The following is a 14,815-nucleotide window of genomic DNA, read 5'->3' as shown; positions in this document are numbered from 1 at the left end:
GAGGGACCTACCTCGCACGAGGCGGGACGACCCAGTAGCTTCAGGCCGGGCGGTCGACCCTCAACCGGTAGACCGAACCGTCGTCGGCGCGGGTCAGGACGCCGAGGTCCACGGCATCCCGGCGCACGACGGAGACATCGGTCGCGAACATGCCGACGGCCGCGTTCAGGACGGCCTCCGGAACGGCTCGGTCCGGTCCGAGTCGCTCGAACACGAGCTCGACGATCCGGACGGACAGCGCACGTCGTTCGACGTCCTTCACCGGCATCCGCTCGATCCGGTCGAACTCGAGCACCGCGGCCGGCGACTGCAGTCGCTGGAGTTCGCGTGACGTCCAGCCGAGCACCGACGCGTCCGGGCCGTCGTCGGTGACCCAGTCGAACGAGCCGACGGCCGCCCGGGTGCGGTCCTCGGCCGGGGCTCCGCCGAACACCGCCGCTCGCAAGGTGGGGGACGCCAGGACGGAGACGACCTGACGCGCGCGCCCCACCACCCGGGCGACGTCCATCAGAAGTACGTGATGCCGTGCGGCGTCCGCGGCGGCAGCAGCATCGCGCGGAGCAGCTCCACCGACGCCGGGTCTGCAGCGCGGACGAGCCCCGCGGCCGCCAACGTGACGGGGGAGACCGAGCCGATCAGCAGCGCACCGAGCTCCGCGACGTCGAGCTGGACGTCAGACCCGGCCACGTCGACGTCGTCGGTGATGCGTGTGACGGTGCCACGGGCCTCCTGGACGTCGAGGCGGTACGTACCGGTGGTGAAGCCGAGCGCGTCGGTGACCCCGAGTGTCAGCGACCCGTCGACGGCGAACGGCCGCGAGGCCAGCACCGCGGGCACGTCGAGCACGCGCAGCCAGACGTGGTCTTCTTCGTGGTCGACGTCGTACGCACGGTTGTCGCCGAGCGCCGCGACGATCGGGTCGTCGAGGCGCGAGCGGTTGTACTTCACGACGTCGTTGAGGTCGACCGAGAGCAGGAACTCCCACAGGGCGGTGTAGGCCTGGTCGTCCGCGTACACCAGGTCGACGATCTCGAGCGCGGTGTCGGAACCGCGATCCTCCTTGACGCGCCAGGTCACGTAGCCGTCGATCTCGTCGGAGCCGTCGGGACGGTGCACCGCCGCACGGACGTCCTTCGCCTTCTGCCCGTCGTGCCCGAGCAGGCCGAACGCGATCGGCCAGGTGCCGGTGTTGCGGACCATCGAGCCGGGGGTGCGGACGTGGAACCGGTCGAAGACCGCCTTGCCCGGGCCGTCGGCCAGCCACTGCGGCGTGACGACCGACACCGTGCCGGAGGTCGGGGCGAGCAGGGGGAGCGCGCGCTCGCGGCGGACGTGCACGGCACGCTCGCGGATGGCGCAGCCGAAGCCGAAGCGGCGGTAGATGGTGCCCTCGGACGCGGTCAGCGACGCGACGGCGTAGCCCTCGGCGACCCCGCGCTCGAGCGCGTGCGTCATCATCCGGCGCAGGATGCCACGGCGACGCTCGGTCGGGCGGACGGTGACCGCGGAGATCGCCTGCGTGTCGACGGAGGAACCGTCACCCCAGCTCAGCGCCTTGCGGAACCACGTGAAGGTGCCGGCCGGCCACGTCTCGTCGACGGACCCCGGGAACGGCTCGCGCACGTAGACCCCGAGGAACGTCTCTTCGTCGGCGATGAAGTGCGACGCCATGCGGGCTGCGCCCTCGGCGTCGGGGTCGGCTTCGTGGAAGCCCATCCCGACGGCCTGCATCCACGCTGCCGTCTCGGCGTTCGGTGCCCCCTTGTCGTCCGTCCCGGGCGCGAACTCGCGCAGCTCGTAGCGGTCGTCGAATGCCTCGTTGCTCACGTTCCGACACTATCGGGACCGGGTGACGTCACGACAGGCGCGTGTTCGGTCCGGTCGAACTGGAGGCCCGGATCGCGTTCGGCGGACGGGCTGCGGGGTGCGGGTGGCCGGTTCGGGTGCCGGGTTCGGGTGCCGCGGACGCACGGTGCGGGATGCAGGGCGGGCCGCACGGTGCGGAGTTCGTGGGTCGGGGCGGTGGAGGTGGTTCGGTGCGGGGTCGTGGCGGGGCACGGGGCGGGCAAGTTCGCGCGGGTCAGGATATCCGGCACGGTGCGGTTGTGTGGCTCTGGGCACGAGCTCGCACCGGGAGCGGGAACGCGCACGGAGTTGCCGCCGCTGCACCGTGCGCATGCGCGAGGAACCGGCACCGCACGACGAACCCGGCACGGTGCGGCTCCGTGGTCGCGTACTCGGGGCTCACCCGCAGCCGCACGGTGCGGGGTTCGTGGGTCGGGGCGGCGGAGGTGGCTGGGTGCGCGGTCGTGGCGGGGCACGGGGCGGGCAAGTTCGCACGGGTGGGGTGACCCGGCACCGCACGACGAACCCCGCACCGTGCGATTCCGTGGCCGTGGCCGCCTCAGTCGGTCGCGCCCCGCGGGGGATCGACGAGCAGCCCGACGCGGTCGTCCAGGTAGTCGGCGAGGGGGACCGCGGCGCCGGCGGTTGGGGACCACCGGACCGACGGCACGTCGTCGATGACGACGAGCACGCCCTCGGCGCCGACCAGGGAGTCGTCGACGGGGATCGGGACGGCGCCGTGGTTCACCGTGTCACCGGCGCTGAAGTGCCCCTTCGCGGCGGCGGCGCGGTAGGCGCGACGGACCTCGGCGGAGACCGACTGGTACTGCGACCGACCGGGTTCGGTGACACGGGTGATCGACCCGGTGGCCCAGACACGGCCGGCGGTCTCGGGGGACGACCCGATCAGGAGTGCTCCGACCCGCCACACCCGGCCGAGGGGTCGCATCGTCGGGTCACGACGGATCCCGAGGACGGCCTTCGGCTGCACGTACTCGCCGAGTGCTTCGTCCGGGACGTCCGCGGCGCGGAGCCGTCGGGCCGCTGCGTCGAGGAGCTCCCGCGCCCGCTGCACTCCGTCCGTCACGTCCACCGAGCCTAGACCGGGTGGTGGTCGTGTTCTCGGTGGTGGTCCGCTCGACGTGGTGCGCTGCGCTGCGGCGTCCGTGGCTGGTGCCGGTGCGGCTCGTGCCGGCGCGGCTCGTGCCAGCGCGTCGACGACGTGCGGCGCTCACGAAGCCCGCCGTCATCATCACTGCCCCGTACGTCAGGAGCACGCCGGCGACCGCGGGGATGAGCCAGCTCCGCGACCCGTTGACGACCTGGTTGACGATGCCGATCTCCGGCACGGAGTACCAGACCACGCCACGGATCTGCACGGCGGTGACCGGTGCCGGGTCGGCCTCGGCGTTGTTGTCGCCCTTGAGCACGAAGGTCCGCTCGCCGTCCGACGACGACGACACCGAGACCACGCGGTGGCTGACGACCGCGGGCTGGCCGGACACGATCTGGTAGGTCACGACGTCGCCGACCCGGATGTCGTCGATCGGGGTCGGACGGACCACTAGCAGGGTCCCCGGCGGCAGTGTCGGCTCCATCGACTGCGTCAGGACGGTGAGTGGCATCGAGCCGGTGGCCTTCGGCACGACGATCAGCACGACCGCCAGGGCCGCGACGAGCAGCAGGAGTCCGGTACTGAGACCGAGCACGACGGCGTGGACGACGGCGCGCCAGCCGGAGCGCGGGGTGGGGGTGCTCATGCGCCGCATCGGATCGCCGCCCCGTTGTCCTGCGTGAAGAGCGTGACCTTGCCGGTGCCCGCGACGGTGCTCGTGGGGTTGCCGGCGCTGTCGAGCACCTTGACGGTGACGGTCAGCGTGCCAGCGGTGCCGGCGCTCGCGGGGACGTCCGGCGGGGCGATCGTGATGAACGCGGAGTAGTCCTGCGCCTTCTGCCCGACCGGGGTCGAGCCGACGAACGCGCCGTACCAGGTGTCCATCGGCCGGTTCGCGGCGTCCCACCGGATCTCGACGTACCAACCGCCGTGGTCCGTGCAGACCAGCGAGGGCGTGGTGTCGACGGTCGCTGCCGGGGTGGACAGGGTGAAGCCGCCGGCGACGATGCCCGAGGTCCAGGTGCCGCTCGTGACGGTGAGGTTGACGTTCACCTTGGCGGTCGAGCCGGCCGGAGCCGACGACTGCAGGGTGCTGCGGGTGCACCAGACGGCGGAGGCGCCGGCGGCCAGCTTCGCGCTCATGCTCGGCAGCGACGCCCAGGTGCCGGTGACGGACCCGGTGCCGACGGCCGTGCTCGTGGTGCAGACCGCGGTCGAGGCGACCGGCCAGGCGACGACGGTGACGGCCTTGGCGAGCGCGGTCGAGCTGCCGGACACGACGGAGACCGTGGTGGTGGCGGTGCCGGCGAGAGTGCCCGAGTCGGTCAGGGTGATCGGCTTCGTCGTCGAGGTGACGCTCGACGAGAACGCCGTGGTGAGGCCGCTCGTGCCGCTGATGGACGCCGCGACCGTGCCGACCGTGGTGCTCGCCGCGGTGGTGCCCGACGCGCTCCACAGTGCCCACGCGGCGCTCGAGGTGCCACCGACGAACACGGCGGTGAGGAGCACGGCGACGAGGAGCCGGAGGCGGCGGTTCATGCGGAGACCTGCGTTCCGGTGACGGTGAGGGTGAAGTCGGTGGTGGCGCCGGCGACGGTCTGCGGGGCGTCGGCGTCGAGGGCCATCTCGAGGCAGGCGATGCCGCTGACCCCGGCCGGCAGGGTGAAGGACCCGGTGCCGGTGTCGAAGGTGGCGAGCCGCGCGCTCGTGCCGGTGAGCCCGGGCACGCACTTCGCGGTCGAGGACACCATCGCGAGGCGGAGCGTCAGTTCACCGGTCGCCGCCGCGACGGACGACTTCGAGGCCGTCGTCGTGACGCGCATGGACAGGGGGACCGACCCGGTGTTCCGCACCGTGAAGGTGCCGGTGGTACTCGTGCCCGGCCCGAGGACCGCGGTGTTCATCGCCGTGGTGCTGCCGACGGTGACGGTCGCCGTGGCGGAGCGCACCGTGGTGGCTGCAGTGCTGGCGGTCCCGTTCCAGAGGGCGTACGTGCCGCCGGCGCCGAGGAGCGCCGTTCCGACCGCGACGACCAGGGCGATCGCGACCGGCCACACCCAGCGGTACCGTCGGGCTGCGCGGTGGCGTCCCGTCGTCCGCGATGTGGCGGTCATGTGCGTGCTCCTGGTCGTCGTGGTCGGTGGGGTGCGATCGGGGGATCAGGAACCGATCGCGGTCTGGGTCAGCGTGAAGGCCAGCGCGCTGAGGTTGATCGAGCCGCCCTGACCGGTGGTCGCCGATGCGGGGAGCGTCACCGTGAAGACGACCTTGACGGTCGACGTCGACGAGGACGGCGAGACCACGAAGGTGTTCGTGTTCGACGAGGACTGCACGACCGAGGCGCTCGTCGACGTGACGGCCAGCGTCTTCGTCGTGGCGGCGAGCAGCGCGGCGTCGCCGGTGATGCTCTGGTTGGCGTAGGTCAGGTTCGCCTTGAGGTCCTGGCCGGTCGCACCGATGTTCAGCGTCTGGGTGAACTGGAACGTGTTGCCCGGGACCATCAGGGCCTTCGTCGGGTCGATCGCGGTGGAACGACCGTTCGTGATGTCGGTCCAGGCACCGTCGTTGTTGGCGCTCAGCGTCAGGGTGCCGGCGCTCACGGCGGACGCGGCGCTCGAGGCGCTGGCGTTCCAGAGGGCGAACGTGCCCGCACCGCCGAGGAGGAGTGCGACGCCTGCTGCGCCGGCGATGGCACCGGTGACGATCTTGTGCATGGGGTGGATCCGTTCCTGCGTGCTCCGGGCACGCTGAAGCCCACCGGGGACATTCGGGCGTCGTGTCCGGTGGGGAGGTTGTCATCGACCCAGTGGTTGGAGGGGGTCGCGGCTGACCGGTGCCGAGAGCGGTCGCCGGGCCTCGGAGCGCATGTGCTGCTGCTCGGGCGGGCTGGACTCGCTCTGGTGTCGACGTTACCTGTCCCCCAAAGTGCCGACAAGCGAGAACGAGCGTTCACCCGGACCCCAGAACAGGGGTCATTTTTGTCCCCGCTTGGGAGGACATAGTTTGTACCCCGATTTCTGGGTGCGCGCTGCGCGTGCGCAGGGCAATCGCGGAAGGAATGTCGGTACGCACCGCGTCGTTGCACCGTCCGGAAACGAGGAGGGCCCATGGGCATCGTGCGCTGGTTGTTCGACGCGCAGATCGTCATCGGCGACCAGACGGTGCTCTGGCGCGAGGTGATCGGCAACGTCTTCGGGCTGCTCAGTGCCCTCGGTGGCATGCGCCGGAAGGTCTGGGCCTGGCCGGTCGGACTCGTTGGCAACGCCCTGCTCTTCACCGTCTTCATGGGTGCTCTCTTCGACACCCCGAACCCCGTCAACCTGCTCGGGCAGGCCGGCCGCCAGGTCATGTTCATCATCGTGAGCATCTACGGCTGGTACCGGTGGACGCACCGCCCCGAGGACGCGACGACCGTGATCGACCCGCGCTGGGCCTCCTGGCGGACCCGTCTGCTGCTCGTCGTTGGCATGGTCGGCGGCACCGCCCTGCTGACCCCCGTCTTCCGCGCGCTCGGGTCGTATGAGCCGGTGTGGAGCGACGCCTGGATCTTCGTCGGATCGCTGCTCGCCACGTACGGCATGGCGAAGGGGTGGGTCGAGTTCTGGCTCATCTGGGTGGCGGTCGACCTGGTCGGCGTGCCGCTGCTGTTCTCCGCCGGGTACTACGCCTCCGGGTTGATGTACGTCTTCTACGGCGTCTTCACGCTGACCGGGTTCTTCGTGTGGATGCGCCAGCGGGTCCGCCCGCCGGCGGCGCCCGTCACCGTCGGCTGACCGCCGTGATCATGACGCGCTGACGCGGCCCGGAGCACGGCCCCCGCTCTGGGACGAGACAAACGGCCCGGAATGCGCTGCAATGGTCGGATGGAACCCCTGCACGGCGAACGCGTCGAGGACGACGAGTCCCTCGCAGAGCGCACGGTGCGCGCGGCCATCCGTGCCTACCGGCTGCACCCGTTCGACACCGTCGACGCGGCTGTCGTCGCCGAGGTGGCCGGTATCCCGCTCGAGACCGTCGAGCGGCTGTTCCCGACCTGGCACGCCCTGCTCCTGGTCACCTACGACCGGTGGGCGCAGCTGCGGGGGACCCGGCGGAAGAACCCGCCCACGTGCACGATCGAGCACGTCCGCCTGACCCTGGCCGAGGACGTCGCCGACCCCGGGCTCGTCCGGGTGCTCGCGGGGCTGATCACCGTGGCCAGCTCGGAGTCCGGGTTCGCCGAACTGTTCCGCAAGCGGTTCGAGGAGTACGCCGAGCAGCTCACCGACGGGCTGCAGCGCGACTTCGACAAGGGCTCGGAAGAGGCCGGCATCCCCGCGTACCAGGCTGCGACCCAGCTGCTCTCGGTCTACGAGGGGCTGCAGATCCAGATGCTGGTCCGCCCGCACATCGACGTCCTGGTGGAGTTCGACCGCGCGGCGAACACCCTGCGCCAGGGCTGGAAGCGGCACGCCGTCCCGTCGTGGGACCTCGACGAGGCACCCGTCCGCGTCTGACGTCGTGCGGCACCGACCGACGAGGTCAGCCCCGCCGACCCCGCGTCCACGACAGCATCTGCCGCACCGTCACCTTCGACCCGTACTGCGCGACCGAGTGCCGGAACAGGTACTCCGCGAACCACAGCAGCAGCCCGGCGACGACGAACACCTCGACGATGCAGACCACCGACTCCGCCACCGTCAGGGCACCGACGGCGTTCCGCACCATCGCGGTGATCGGGGTGAAGGTCGGGAAGTACGTGAAGAACTGCGCGACGGGCGACGTCGGCGTCGTCATCACGAAGAACGCCGCGTACAGGGGGATGATCAGCGCGAAGATCGCCGCCGACTGCAGGGCCGAGGCGTCCTTGATCGACGGGACGGCGGCCCCGACGGCGACGAACAGCCCGGACGCCAGCAGCACCCCGCCGACGAGCAGCAGCGCCCCGGTCACCATCCGCCACGGGTCGACGGTCAGCCCACCGAGCTGCGACGACACCAACGGCAGGGCGACGAGCAGCCCGACCAGGCCGGGCACGACGAACACGCTGACCTGCACGAAGCCGACGAGCAGCATTGCGATGACCTTGCCGCGGATCAGGTCGCCTGCGGTCACCGTGGTCAGGATCATCTCGGAGATCCGGTTCTCCTTCTCCTCGACCACGACGGTGACCATCCGGGCGGCGAGCAGGATGACGAGCCCGAAGAACGCTGCGACGAACAGGAACGGCGGCACGACGGACAGCCAGCCCGGTGCGACCCGGCCGTCCGCGTAGGTGGTGACGTCGGTGGCAGGCGGACTGCGGAGCAGCTGCACGGTCTCGGGGTCGTCGACGGACGCGGCGACGCTCTGCTCGAGCACCCGCTCGGCCAGCGACGAGTACACCCCGTTCGCGAAGAGGCCGCGGTCGGCGGCGTCGACCCGGATGGCCGTCGTGGACGGCGACGACGGGAACGCGATGAAGGCGTCGAGGTCACCGGACCGGACGGCGGCGCGGTCGGTGGCGGCGTCGGTGGACGGGGTCCCGCCCCACTTCGCGGCCACGGACTCCGACACCAGGCCGGACTCGTCGACGTAGTGGAACGGGGTCTTCGTGGCCGACGACCCGGACACCACGGAGTTGGTGCCCGCGGCCTGCCCGATGCCGACGAGCAACGAGACGACCACGATGACGACCGGCAGCGCGAGGGTGCCGATCCAGAACGCGGGCTTCTTGACCGCGCGGATGAACTCGAACCGGACGACCGTGCCGAGGTTGCTCATGCCGCTGCCCCGTCGGTCGACGCCGCAGCGAGGGCGTCGTGCCCGTAGACCTGCACGAAGATCTCGTCGAGCGGGATCCGGCGCATCTCGAACGCGGTGACGTGCACCCCGGCCGCGACCAGTTCTGCCAGGACGTCCGCACCGTCCGGAGCGGCGGCCTGGGTCGGGACGAGGTAGGCGACGTGCCCCTCGTGGCGGGCGAGCCGGTACAGCGGTGACTTCGGTACGGGACCGTCGAGCCCCACACGGGCGACGGCGCCACCGAAGGCGTCCTGCACGTCGGGCACGGATCCGTACGCGGCGGCCCGGCCGTCCTTGAGCAGCAGGATGCGGTCGCAGAGCCGCTCGACCTCGTCCATGTGGTGCGTCACGAGGACCACGGTCGCCCCGTCGGCCTTCCGTTCGTCGACCAGGTCGAGCAGGAGCCGCCGGTTCACGGGGTCGAGGCCCTTGGTCGGTTCGTCGAGGATGAGCAGCCGCGGCTGGTCCATGATCGTGATGCCGAGCTGCACCTTCTGCTGCTGCCCGCCGGACAGCTTGTCGACGCGCAGCTTCGCGCGGTCGGCGAGCCCCACCCGGGCCAGGTAGTCCATGCTCCACGCGGTCGCCTCGGCACCGCGGAGCCCGCGCAGACGCCCGAAGTAGGTCATCACGTCGATGACGGACTCCTTGCGGTACAGCCCGCGCTCTTCGGGCAGGTAGCCGATGCCGCCGGTTGCCGGTCGGTAGGGGCGGCCGTCGATCGTCAGCGTGCCCGCCGTCGGGTTGGTGATGCCGAGCAGGGCCCGGATCGTCGTGGTCTTGCCGGAGCCGTTGCTGCCGAGCAGCCCGAACGTCTCCCCGGGGGCGACGTCGAACGACAGCCCGTCGACCACGTTGCGGTCCCCGAACCGCATCACGAAGTCCTGCACGCTGATGCTCGCCCCGCTCATGCGGCGACCCTACCGGGACTTCCTTCCCAGAACGGCCGCGATGGGATGCGAGAACGGGCGTACCTGGTCGGAACTCTCGACCCGGTACGCCCGCTTCCGGCAGGTACGCCCGTTTCCGCCGGGTACGCCGGGTACGACAGGTTCCGCGGGCAGACGCGGGCAGACGACGGACGGGAGGCGCGGTGCCAGCTGGCACCGCGCCTCCCGTCCGTCATCCGGTCGCGCCCAGGGCGCGAGCCTTGCGTCAGGAACGCAACCAGGCCGTCCCCACGCCCGACAGGGCGCCGTCGACCACCGGGGCCGAGGCGAGCAGCAGCTCGCCGGCCGGCAGCGCGAAGGGCTCGTCGCCGAAGACCGTCACGCTCGTCCAGCCGTTCGGCCGACGGAACGCGAGCACGTCGTCGCGGCCGGTCTCGATCCACTCGAGCTGTTCCTCGGACTGCAGCTGGCCACGCAGGCCGAGCGCCTTCCGGTACAGGTTGAGCGTGGAGTCGGGGTCGGTGTCCTCGGCCTCGACGCTGGAGTCGGCGAACCACGCCGGCTGCGGCAGGTGCGAGCCGTCCGGACCGAAGCCGAACGACGAGCCGGTGCGCGTCCACGGGATCGGCACGCGGCAGCCGTCACGACCGACGTCGACGCCCGGGTTGCGGAAGAACGCCGGGTCCTGGCGGTCGGCGTCCGGGATGTCGCCGACCTCGTGCAGACCGAGCTCCTCGCCCTGGTACAGGTAGGCGGAGCCGGGCAGGGCGAGCTCGAGCAGCGTCGCGGCCTGTGCGCGACGGAGGCCGAGCGACCGGTCGAGCGCGTCCTGCGAGCCACCGGCGAGCAGCCAGGCGCTGCCCTGCTTGTCGGTGCCGCCGGCGCGGGGCGGCAGGGCGTAGCGGGTGGCGTGCCGGACGACGTCGTGGTTCGAGAACACCCACGTGGTCGACGAGCCGGACTGCTCGGCGAGGCCGAGGTTGAACTCGATGATCGTGCGGAACTGGCCGGCGTCGAAGTCGGCCTCGAGCAGGTCGAAGTTGAACGCCTGACCGAGCCCCTCGGCGCTGGCGTAGCGGGCGCGGCGGTGGGCGGGGACCCAGGCCTCGGCGACCGCGGTGCGGGCCGGCGTGTACTCGTTGAAGACCGTCCGCCACTCGGCGTAGATCTCGTGCACGTCGTCACGGTCCCAGAGCGGGTGCGTACCGTCCTTCGGCATCTCGGCCAGCTCGGCCCAGGTGGGCAGGGTCTCGCCCAGGTCCTTCGCGAGGCCGTGGGCCACGTCGATGCGGAACCCGTCGACGCCGCGGTCGGACCAGAAGCGCAGGGTGTGCAGGAAGTCGTCGCGGACCTCGCGGTTCGCCCAGTTCAGGTCGGGCTGCTCCTTCGCGAAGCTGTGCAGGTACCACTGGCCGTCGCCGACGGCGGTCCAGGCCGGGCCGCCGAAGATCGAGATCCAGTCGGCGGGGGCTTCCTCGCCGGACGGCCCCGTGCCGTCGCGGAACACGTAGCGGTCGCGGGCGGGGGAGCCCTTGGGCGCTGCGAGCGCCTCGCGGAACCACTCGTGTCGGTCGCTCGTGTGGTTCGGGACGACGTCGACGATCACCCGGATGCCGGCGGCGTGCAGTGCCTCGACCATCCGGTCGAAGTCGTCGAGGGTGCCGAGGCGCGGGTCGACGTCGCGGTAGTCGTCGACGTCGTAGCCGCCGTCGGCCAGGGCGGACGGGTAGAAGGGGCTGAGCCAGACGGCCTCGATGCCGAGTGAGGCCAGGTACGGCACCCGCTCGGTGATGCCGGGCAGGTCGCCGATGCCGTCGCCGTTCGCGTCGGCGAACGAGCGGGGGTAGATCTGGTAGACGCTGGCCTGGCGCCACCAGGTCTCGTCGTGCGAGGTGGCGGCGGGCTGGGTGAGGGTGTCGGTCACGTCGGGCCTTTCGTGGGTCGTGGTGTTCGTGTCGGTCGGGGTCACGCTGGCGGTCGGGACCCGGGTGTCGGTGTCGGTCACTTGATGGCGCCCTGCGTCACGCCGGCCATCACCCACCGCTGGGTGACGAGGTAGACGATGATCGCCGGGGCCATCGCCATCAGGTACGAGGCGAACGACACGTTGTAGTTGTTGCTGAACTGCGTCTGGAACATCTGCTGCAGCACCGGCAGGGTCTGCAGCGCCGGGTCGGAGGTGATCAGCGACGGCATCACGAAGTCGTTCCAGGACGCGAGGAACGCGAAGATGCCGACGGTGGCGCTCATCGGTGCCAGCAGCGGGAACACGAGTCGCCAGAACACCTGCCCCGTGCTCGCACCGTCGATGCGTGCACTCTCCTCCAGCTCCGCCGGGATCGACCGGAGGAAGGCCGTGAAGAGCAGCACGCTGAAGGACAGCTGGAACATGACGTGCAGGATCGCGACACCGAGCGGGTTGTCCAGGTGCGCGAGTCCGGTGAGCTTCACCTGCGACAGTGCGAGCACCGGGAACGGCAGGAACATCGCCGCGAGCAGGTAGAAGAACGACCAGCGGAACAGCCGGCGGTCCCAGTTCCGGGTGATCGCGTAGGCCGTGAACGAGGCGAGCAGGATCGTGCCGACGACGGTGATCGCGGCGACGAACACCGAGACCCCGAACGCCCGCGGGAAGTCGGTCAGCTGCCACGCCTGCACGAAGCCGTCGACGCTGAACGGTGCCGGCAGCGAGAACGCGTTGCCGTCGACTGCCTGGCCGGTGGTCTTGAACGCCATCGTCAGGGTGACGTACAGCGGCACGAGCACCGACAGCGCGCACAGCACGAGGACGACGGTGACGGGCCAGTTCGAACGACCGCGGCCGGCCTTGCCCGAGCCGGAGGACCGGTCGGCGTCGACGGAACGGATGCTGCCGGTCGCGGTGGTCCCCGGTCGCAGGGGTGCTTGCAGGGACATCAGAGCGCTGCCTTCCCGCGGGTCGCCCGCAGCTGGATCACGGCGATGACGACCGCGATGACGAAGAAGATCGTGGCGTTCGCCATCTGGTAGGCGTAGTCGCCGCCGTTGAAGCCCTTGAAGATCGACATTGCGACACTGGTGGTCGAGGTGCCGGGGCCGCCGTCGGTCAGGCCGACGATGATGTCGTACGAGTTCAGGAAGTTCTTGAACCCGATGACCAGGTTGATCAGGATGTAGCCCGCCGTCAGCGGCGCGGTGATCGAGACGAGTTGCCGCCACGCGCTGGCACCGTCGAGGGCTGCCGCCTCGTACACCTCGCCGGGGATCGAGAGGACGCCGGCGATGTAGATGAGGAGCGTCGACGGGATCGCCTGCCAGGCGGTGACGACCACGATCGCCAGCCAGGCCAGGTCGGGGTTCGCCAGGATGCTCTGCTCGAGCGGCCCGAAGCCGATCGCGGTGGCGAAGGCCGGCAGGCTGTTCGCGAACAGGAACGAGAACACGTAGGCGATGACGATGCCCGAGATCACCATCGGCAGCACGAACACCGCACGCAGCGCGATCTTGCCGCGGATCTTCGACGTCAGCGCGATGGCCAGCAGGAACGCGATCGCGTTCACGACGATCACGGTGACGAGCGAGAACCCGAGCGTGAACAGGTACGCCTGCAGGATCGCGGGGTCGGAGAACACCGCGATGTAGTTGGTGAGCCCGGTGAACCGGAACTCGCCGAAGCCGACGGAGTTCGTGAAGCTCAGCACGATGCCCATCACCGCCGGCAGCGTGATGGCGAGCGTGAAGAGCACCAGGGTGGGCAGCAGGAACGCCAGGAAGAGCGGGTCGACGCGGGGCTTGCGTCGTCCGTCCCGTCGTCCGGCCTGGAGGCCCGGTGCGGCTCCGCCACGGCGGCGGCGGTCCGCCGTCGTGATGGATTCGGTGGTCGTGGTTGCCATTCGGACGTCTCCTTACGCGGCCGTGCGGAGCGCGAGACGCGCCCAGTCGGCGTCGAGGGTGCGGAGCTGGCGCTGCGGGTCGCCGCCGAAGGCGATCGACTGCGCGTAGTTCGCGACCGGGATCTCGGCGGGGATGAGCTGCGAGGCGCCGAGGTAGAAGGCTGCGTCGTCGTAGTACGACTGCATGCCGCGGAGGGCGGGGTTCGACGCCGGGGGAGCGTCCTTGCGGACCCCGAAGCCGTTGTTGTCCGCGTTGTACTTGTCGTTGACCTGCTTGGTCATCAGGAACGACAGGAACTCGCGGGCGGCCTCCTGCTTGCGCGACGCCTCCGGGATCCAGAGCGCCAGGTCGACGTTCACGCGGACCTTGCGGTCGGCCGGGTCGTCGGTGACGGGGAGCGGGAAGGTGCCGAGGTCCATGTCCTTCGTGGTCTTGGCGATCTCGCCGAGGGCCCACGGCCCCTGCAGGTACATGCCCGCCTTGCCCTGGGCGAAGGCGAGGTTGCCGTCGCCGTACCCGCGGCTCGCGGCGCCGTCCTGGTGCCAGGCGCGGAGCTGCACCATGCGCTCCATCGGCTTCCGCAGGTCGCGCTCGAACGAGACCGCGGACCCTTCTCCGACGTTCGTGCCCTCGCGCCGGAGTGCCTCGAAGGTCGCCGGGGTGTCGATCATGCCGCCGATCGAGTAGTCGAACATGCCCTGGGCGATCGTCCAGTTGTCCTTGAACGTGCCGTAGATCGGCGCGATGCCGGCCTTGGTCAGGCGCTCGCACACGTCGGCGAACTCGCTCCACGTCGTCGGGACCTCGAGCCCCTGCTGCGCGAAGAGCGCCTTGTTGTAGATCACCGACGCCGCCGTCACCGAGTACGGCAGGGCGCTCTTCCGGCCGGGGTAGTCGGCGGTCTGCTCCATGAGCGGCCACAGGTCAGGGTTGATGGTGTCGGCCTGCGGCAGGTCGGACAGGTCGGTCAGCGCGCCGTGCTCGACGAACGGCACGACCGAGAAGTTGTAGTTCCAGCAGCCGAGGTCCGGCGGCCGGTTCCGCACGAAGTTCGCGGACATGCTCGAGGTCGAGTCGCGCACGACCCGGACCTTCGACTGGCTCTGGTGGAACTGCGCGATGACGTCGTCGAAGTAGCCGATGACCTCGGGCTTCGACACGTAGAACGTGATGGTCTCCGGCTTGGCGCTCGAGGACCCGATCGGGGCGCATCCGGCGAGCGCGAGGCCCGCCCCGATGCCGCCCGCTCCCAGCAGGAACCCGCGTCGGCTGACCGATGCTGCGCTCCTGGCGGTGGCGTGTGCTTGCACGTCGTCTCCGTCCGTCCGGA

At 70.7% G+C, this 14,815-nt stretch carries 15 protein-coding genes; 2 read left to right on the top strand and 13 right to left on the bottom strand.

All coding sequences use genetic code 11. From position 1 onward, the window contains the following. Nucleotides 1-40: 40 nt before the first annotated feature. From DEI98_RS17165 to DEI98_RS17135, 7 genes are all read right to left on the bottom strand, one after another. Nucleotides 41-508, bottom strand: coding sequence for a DUF2087 domain-containing protein (locus DEI98_RS17165; RefSeq protein ID WP_111101434.1), 468 nt, complete (start codon nucleotides 506-508; stop codon nucleotides 41-43). After that, nucleotides 508-1,827 (bottom strand): GNAT family N-acetyltransferase, encoded by a 1,320-nt coding sequence (locus DEI98_RS17160; RefSeq protein WP_111101433.1) that lies wholly within the window; start codon nucleotides 1,825-1,827, stop codon nucleotides 508-510. Before DEI98_RS17160 ends, DEI98_RS17165 begins: the two co-directional genes overlap by 1 nt. Nucleotides 1,828-2,404: 577 nt before the next feature. Beyond that, nucleotides 2,405-2,836 carry a hypothetical protein gene (locus DEI98_RS17155; RefSeq protein ID WP_110865289.1) on the bottom strand — a complete coding sequence of 144 codons (432 nt, stop codon included), beginning with the start codon at nucleotides 2,834-2,836 and terminating at the stop codon, nucleotides 2,405-2,407. Continuing rightward, nucleotides 2,802-3,605, bottom strand: coding sequence for a signal peptidase I (locus DEI98_RS17150; protein WP_258370928.1), 804 nt, complete (start codon nucleotides 3,603-3,605; stop codon nucleotides 2,802-2,804). Before DEI98_RS17150 ends, DEI98_RS17155 begins: the two co-directional genes overlap by 35 nt. Then, nucleotides 3,602-4,498 carry a hypothetical protein gene (locus DEI98_RS17145; protein WP_111101431.1) on the bottom strand — a complete coding sequence of 299 codons (897 nt, stop codon included), beginning with the start codon at nucleotides 4,496-4,498 and terminating at the stop codon, nucleotides 3,602-3,604. Before DEI98_RS17145 ends, DEI98_RS17150 begins: the two co-directional genes overlap by 4 nt. After that, nucleotides 4,495-5,073, bottom strand: a complete 579-nt coding sequence (locus tag DEI98_RS17140) for a TasA family protein (protein ID WP_111095952.1) — start codon at nucleotides 5,071-5,073, stop codon at nucleotides 4,495-4,497. Before DEI98_RS17140 ends, DEI98_RS17145 begins: the two co-directional genes overlap by 4 nt. A gap of 45 nt (nucleotides 5,074-5,118) precedes the next feature. Continuing rightward, entirely contained in the window at nucleotides 5,119-5,673 is a 555-nt protein-coding gene (locus tag DEI98_RS17135) for an alternate-type signal peptide domain-containing protein (protein WP_071404262.1), read from the bottom strand. Nucleotides 5,674-6,066: 393 nt separating this feature from the next. Between DEI98_RS17135 and pnuC the strand changes: the two genes are divergently transcribed. Beyond that, entirely contained in the window at nucleotides 6,067-6,732 is a 666-nt protein-coding gene (gene pnuC / locus DEI98_RS17130; RefSeq protein WP_110865285.1) for a nicotinamide riboside transporter PnuC, read from the top strand. A gap of 90 nt (nucleotides 6,733-6,822) precedes the next feature. Continuing rightward, nucleotides 6,823-7,455: a hypothetical protein gene (locus DEI98_RS17125; protein WP_111101430.1), complete on the top strand. Its 633-nt coding sequence runs from the start codon at nucleotides 6,823-6,825 to the stop codon at nucleotides 7,453-7,455. 25 nt (nucleotides 7,456-7,480) lie between these two features. Here the strand turns inward: DEI98_RS17125 and DEI98_RS17120 are convergent, their stop codons facing one another. The 6 genes from DEI98_RS17120 to DEI98_RS17095 all read right to left on the bottom strand — a co-directional run bounded on the left by DEI98_RS17120 (nucleotide 7,481) and on the right by DEI98_RS17095 (nucleotide 14,795). After that, the gene (locus DEI98_RS17120; RefSeq protein ID WP_111101429.1) at nucleotides 7,481-8,701 is read right to left on the bottom strand and encodes an ABC transporter permease; all 1,221 of its coding nucleotides are present in this window, start codon (nucleotides 8,699-8,701) and stop codon (nucleotides 7,481-7,483) included. Further along, nucleotides 8,698-9,633 carry an ABC transporter ATP-binding protein gene (locus DEI98_RS17115; RefSeq protein ID WP_111101428.1) on the bottom strand — a complete coding sequence of 312 codons (936 nt, stop codon included), beginning with the start codon at nucleotides 9,631-9,633 and terminating at the stop codon, nucleotides 8,698-8,700. The genes DEI98_RS17120 and DEI98_RS17115 overlap by 4 nt, the downstream gene beginning before the upstream one ends. Nucleotides 9,634-9,877: 244 nt before the next feature. Beyond that, on the bottom strand, nucleotides 9,878-11,536 hold the full coding sequence (locus DEI98_RS17110) for a glycoside hydrolase family 13 protein (protein WP_111101444.1): 1,659 nt from the start codon (nucleotides 11,534-11,536) through the stop codon (nucleotides 9,878-9,880). Between the two features lie 77 nt (nucleotides 11,537-11,613). Further along, complete coding sequence (locus DEI98_RS17105) at nucleotides 11,614-12,528, bottom strand: carbohydrate ABC transporter permease (protein ID WP_111101427.1); 915 nt, start codon at nucleotides 12,526-12,528, stop codon at nucleotides 11,614-11,616. Further along, nucleotides 12,528-13,484 (bottom strand): carbohydrate ABC transporter permease, encoded by a 957-nt coding sequence (locus DEI98_RS17100; protein ID WP_110865283.1) that lies wholly within the window; start codon nucleotides 13,482-13,484, stop codon nucleotides 12,528-12,530. The genes DEI98_RS17105 and DEI98_RS17100 overlap by 1 nt, the downstream gene beginning before the upstream one ends. Nucleotides 13,485-13,496: 12 nt before the next feature. After that, nucleotides 13,497-14,795 carry an ABC transporter substrate-binding protein gene (locus DEI98_RS17095; protein WP_111055491.1) on the bottom strand — a complete coding sequence of 433 codons (1,299 nt, stop codon included), beginning with the start codon at nucleotides 14,793-14,795 and terminating at the stop codon, nucleotides 13,497-13,499. Nucleotides 14,796-14,815: the final 20 nt, after the last annotated feature.

The organism is Curtobacterium sp. MCLR17_034, from assembly GCF_003234485.1.
Classification (GTDB): domain Bacteria; phylum Actinomycetota; class Actinomycetes; order Actinomycetales; family Microbacteriaceae; genus Curtobacterium; species Curtobacterium flaccumfaciens.
This window is presented reverse-complemented; position numbering and strand designations above follow the sequence as displayed.

Coding starts and splice junctions, on each gene's coding strand:
- DEI98_RS17165 (WP_111101434.1), bottom strand. CDS start 508: ATGGACGTCGCCCGGGTGGTGGGGCGCGCGCGTCAGGTCGTCTCCGTC.
- DEI98_RS17150 (WP_258370928.1), bottom strand. CDS start 3,605: ATGAGCACCCCCACCCCGCGCTCCGGCTGGCGCGCCGTCGTCCACGCC.
- DEI98_RS17145 (WP_111101431.1), bottom strand. CDS start 4,498: ATGAACCGCCGCCTCCGGCTCCTCGTCGCCGTGCTCCTCACCGCCGTG.
- DEI98_RS17140 (WP_111095952.1), bottom strand. CDS start 5,073: ATGACCGCCACATCGCGGACGACGGGACGCCACCGCGCAGCCCGACGG.
- DEI98_RS17135 (WP_071404262.1), bottom strand. CDS start 5,673: ATGCACAAGATCGTCACCGGTGCCATCGCCGGCGCAGCAGGCGTCGCA.
- pnuC (WP_110865285.1), top strand. CDS start 6,067: ATGGGCATCGTGCGCTGGTTGTTCGACGCGCAGATCGTCATCGGCGAC.
- DEI98_RS17125 (WP_111101430.1), top strand. CDS start 6,823: ATGGAACCCCTGCACGGCGAACGCGTCGAGGACGACGAGTCCCTCGCA.
- DEI98_RS17120 (WP_111101429.1), bottom strand. CDS start 8,701: ATGAGCAACCTCGGCACGGTCGTCCGGTTCGAGTTCATCCGCGCGGTC.
- DEI98_RS17115 (WP_111101428.1), bottom strand. CDS start 9,633: ATGAGCGGGGCGAGCATCAGCGTGCAGGACTTCGTGATGCGGTTCGGG.
- DEI98_RS17105 (WP_111101427.1), bottom strand. CDS start 12,528: ATGTCCCTGCAAGCACCCCTGCGACCGGGGACCACCGCGACCGGCAGC.
- DEI98_RS17100 (WP_110865283.1), bottom strand. CDS start 13,484: ATGGCAACCACGACCACCGAATCCATCACGACGGCGGACCGCCGCCGC.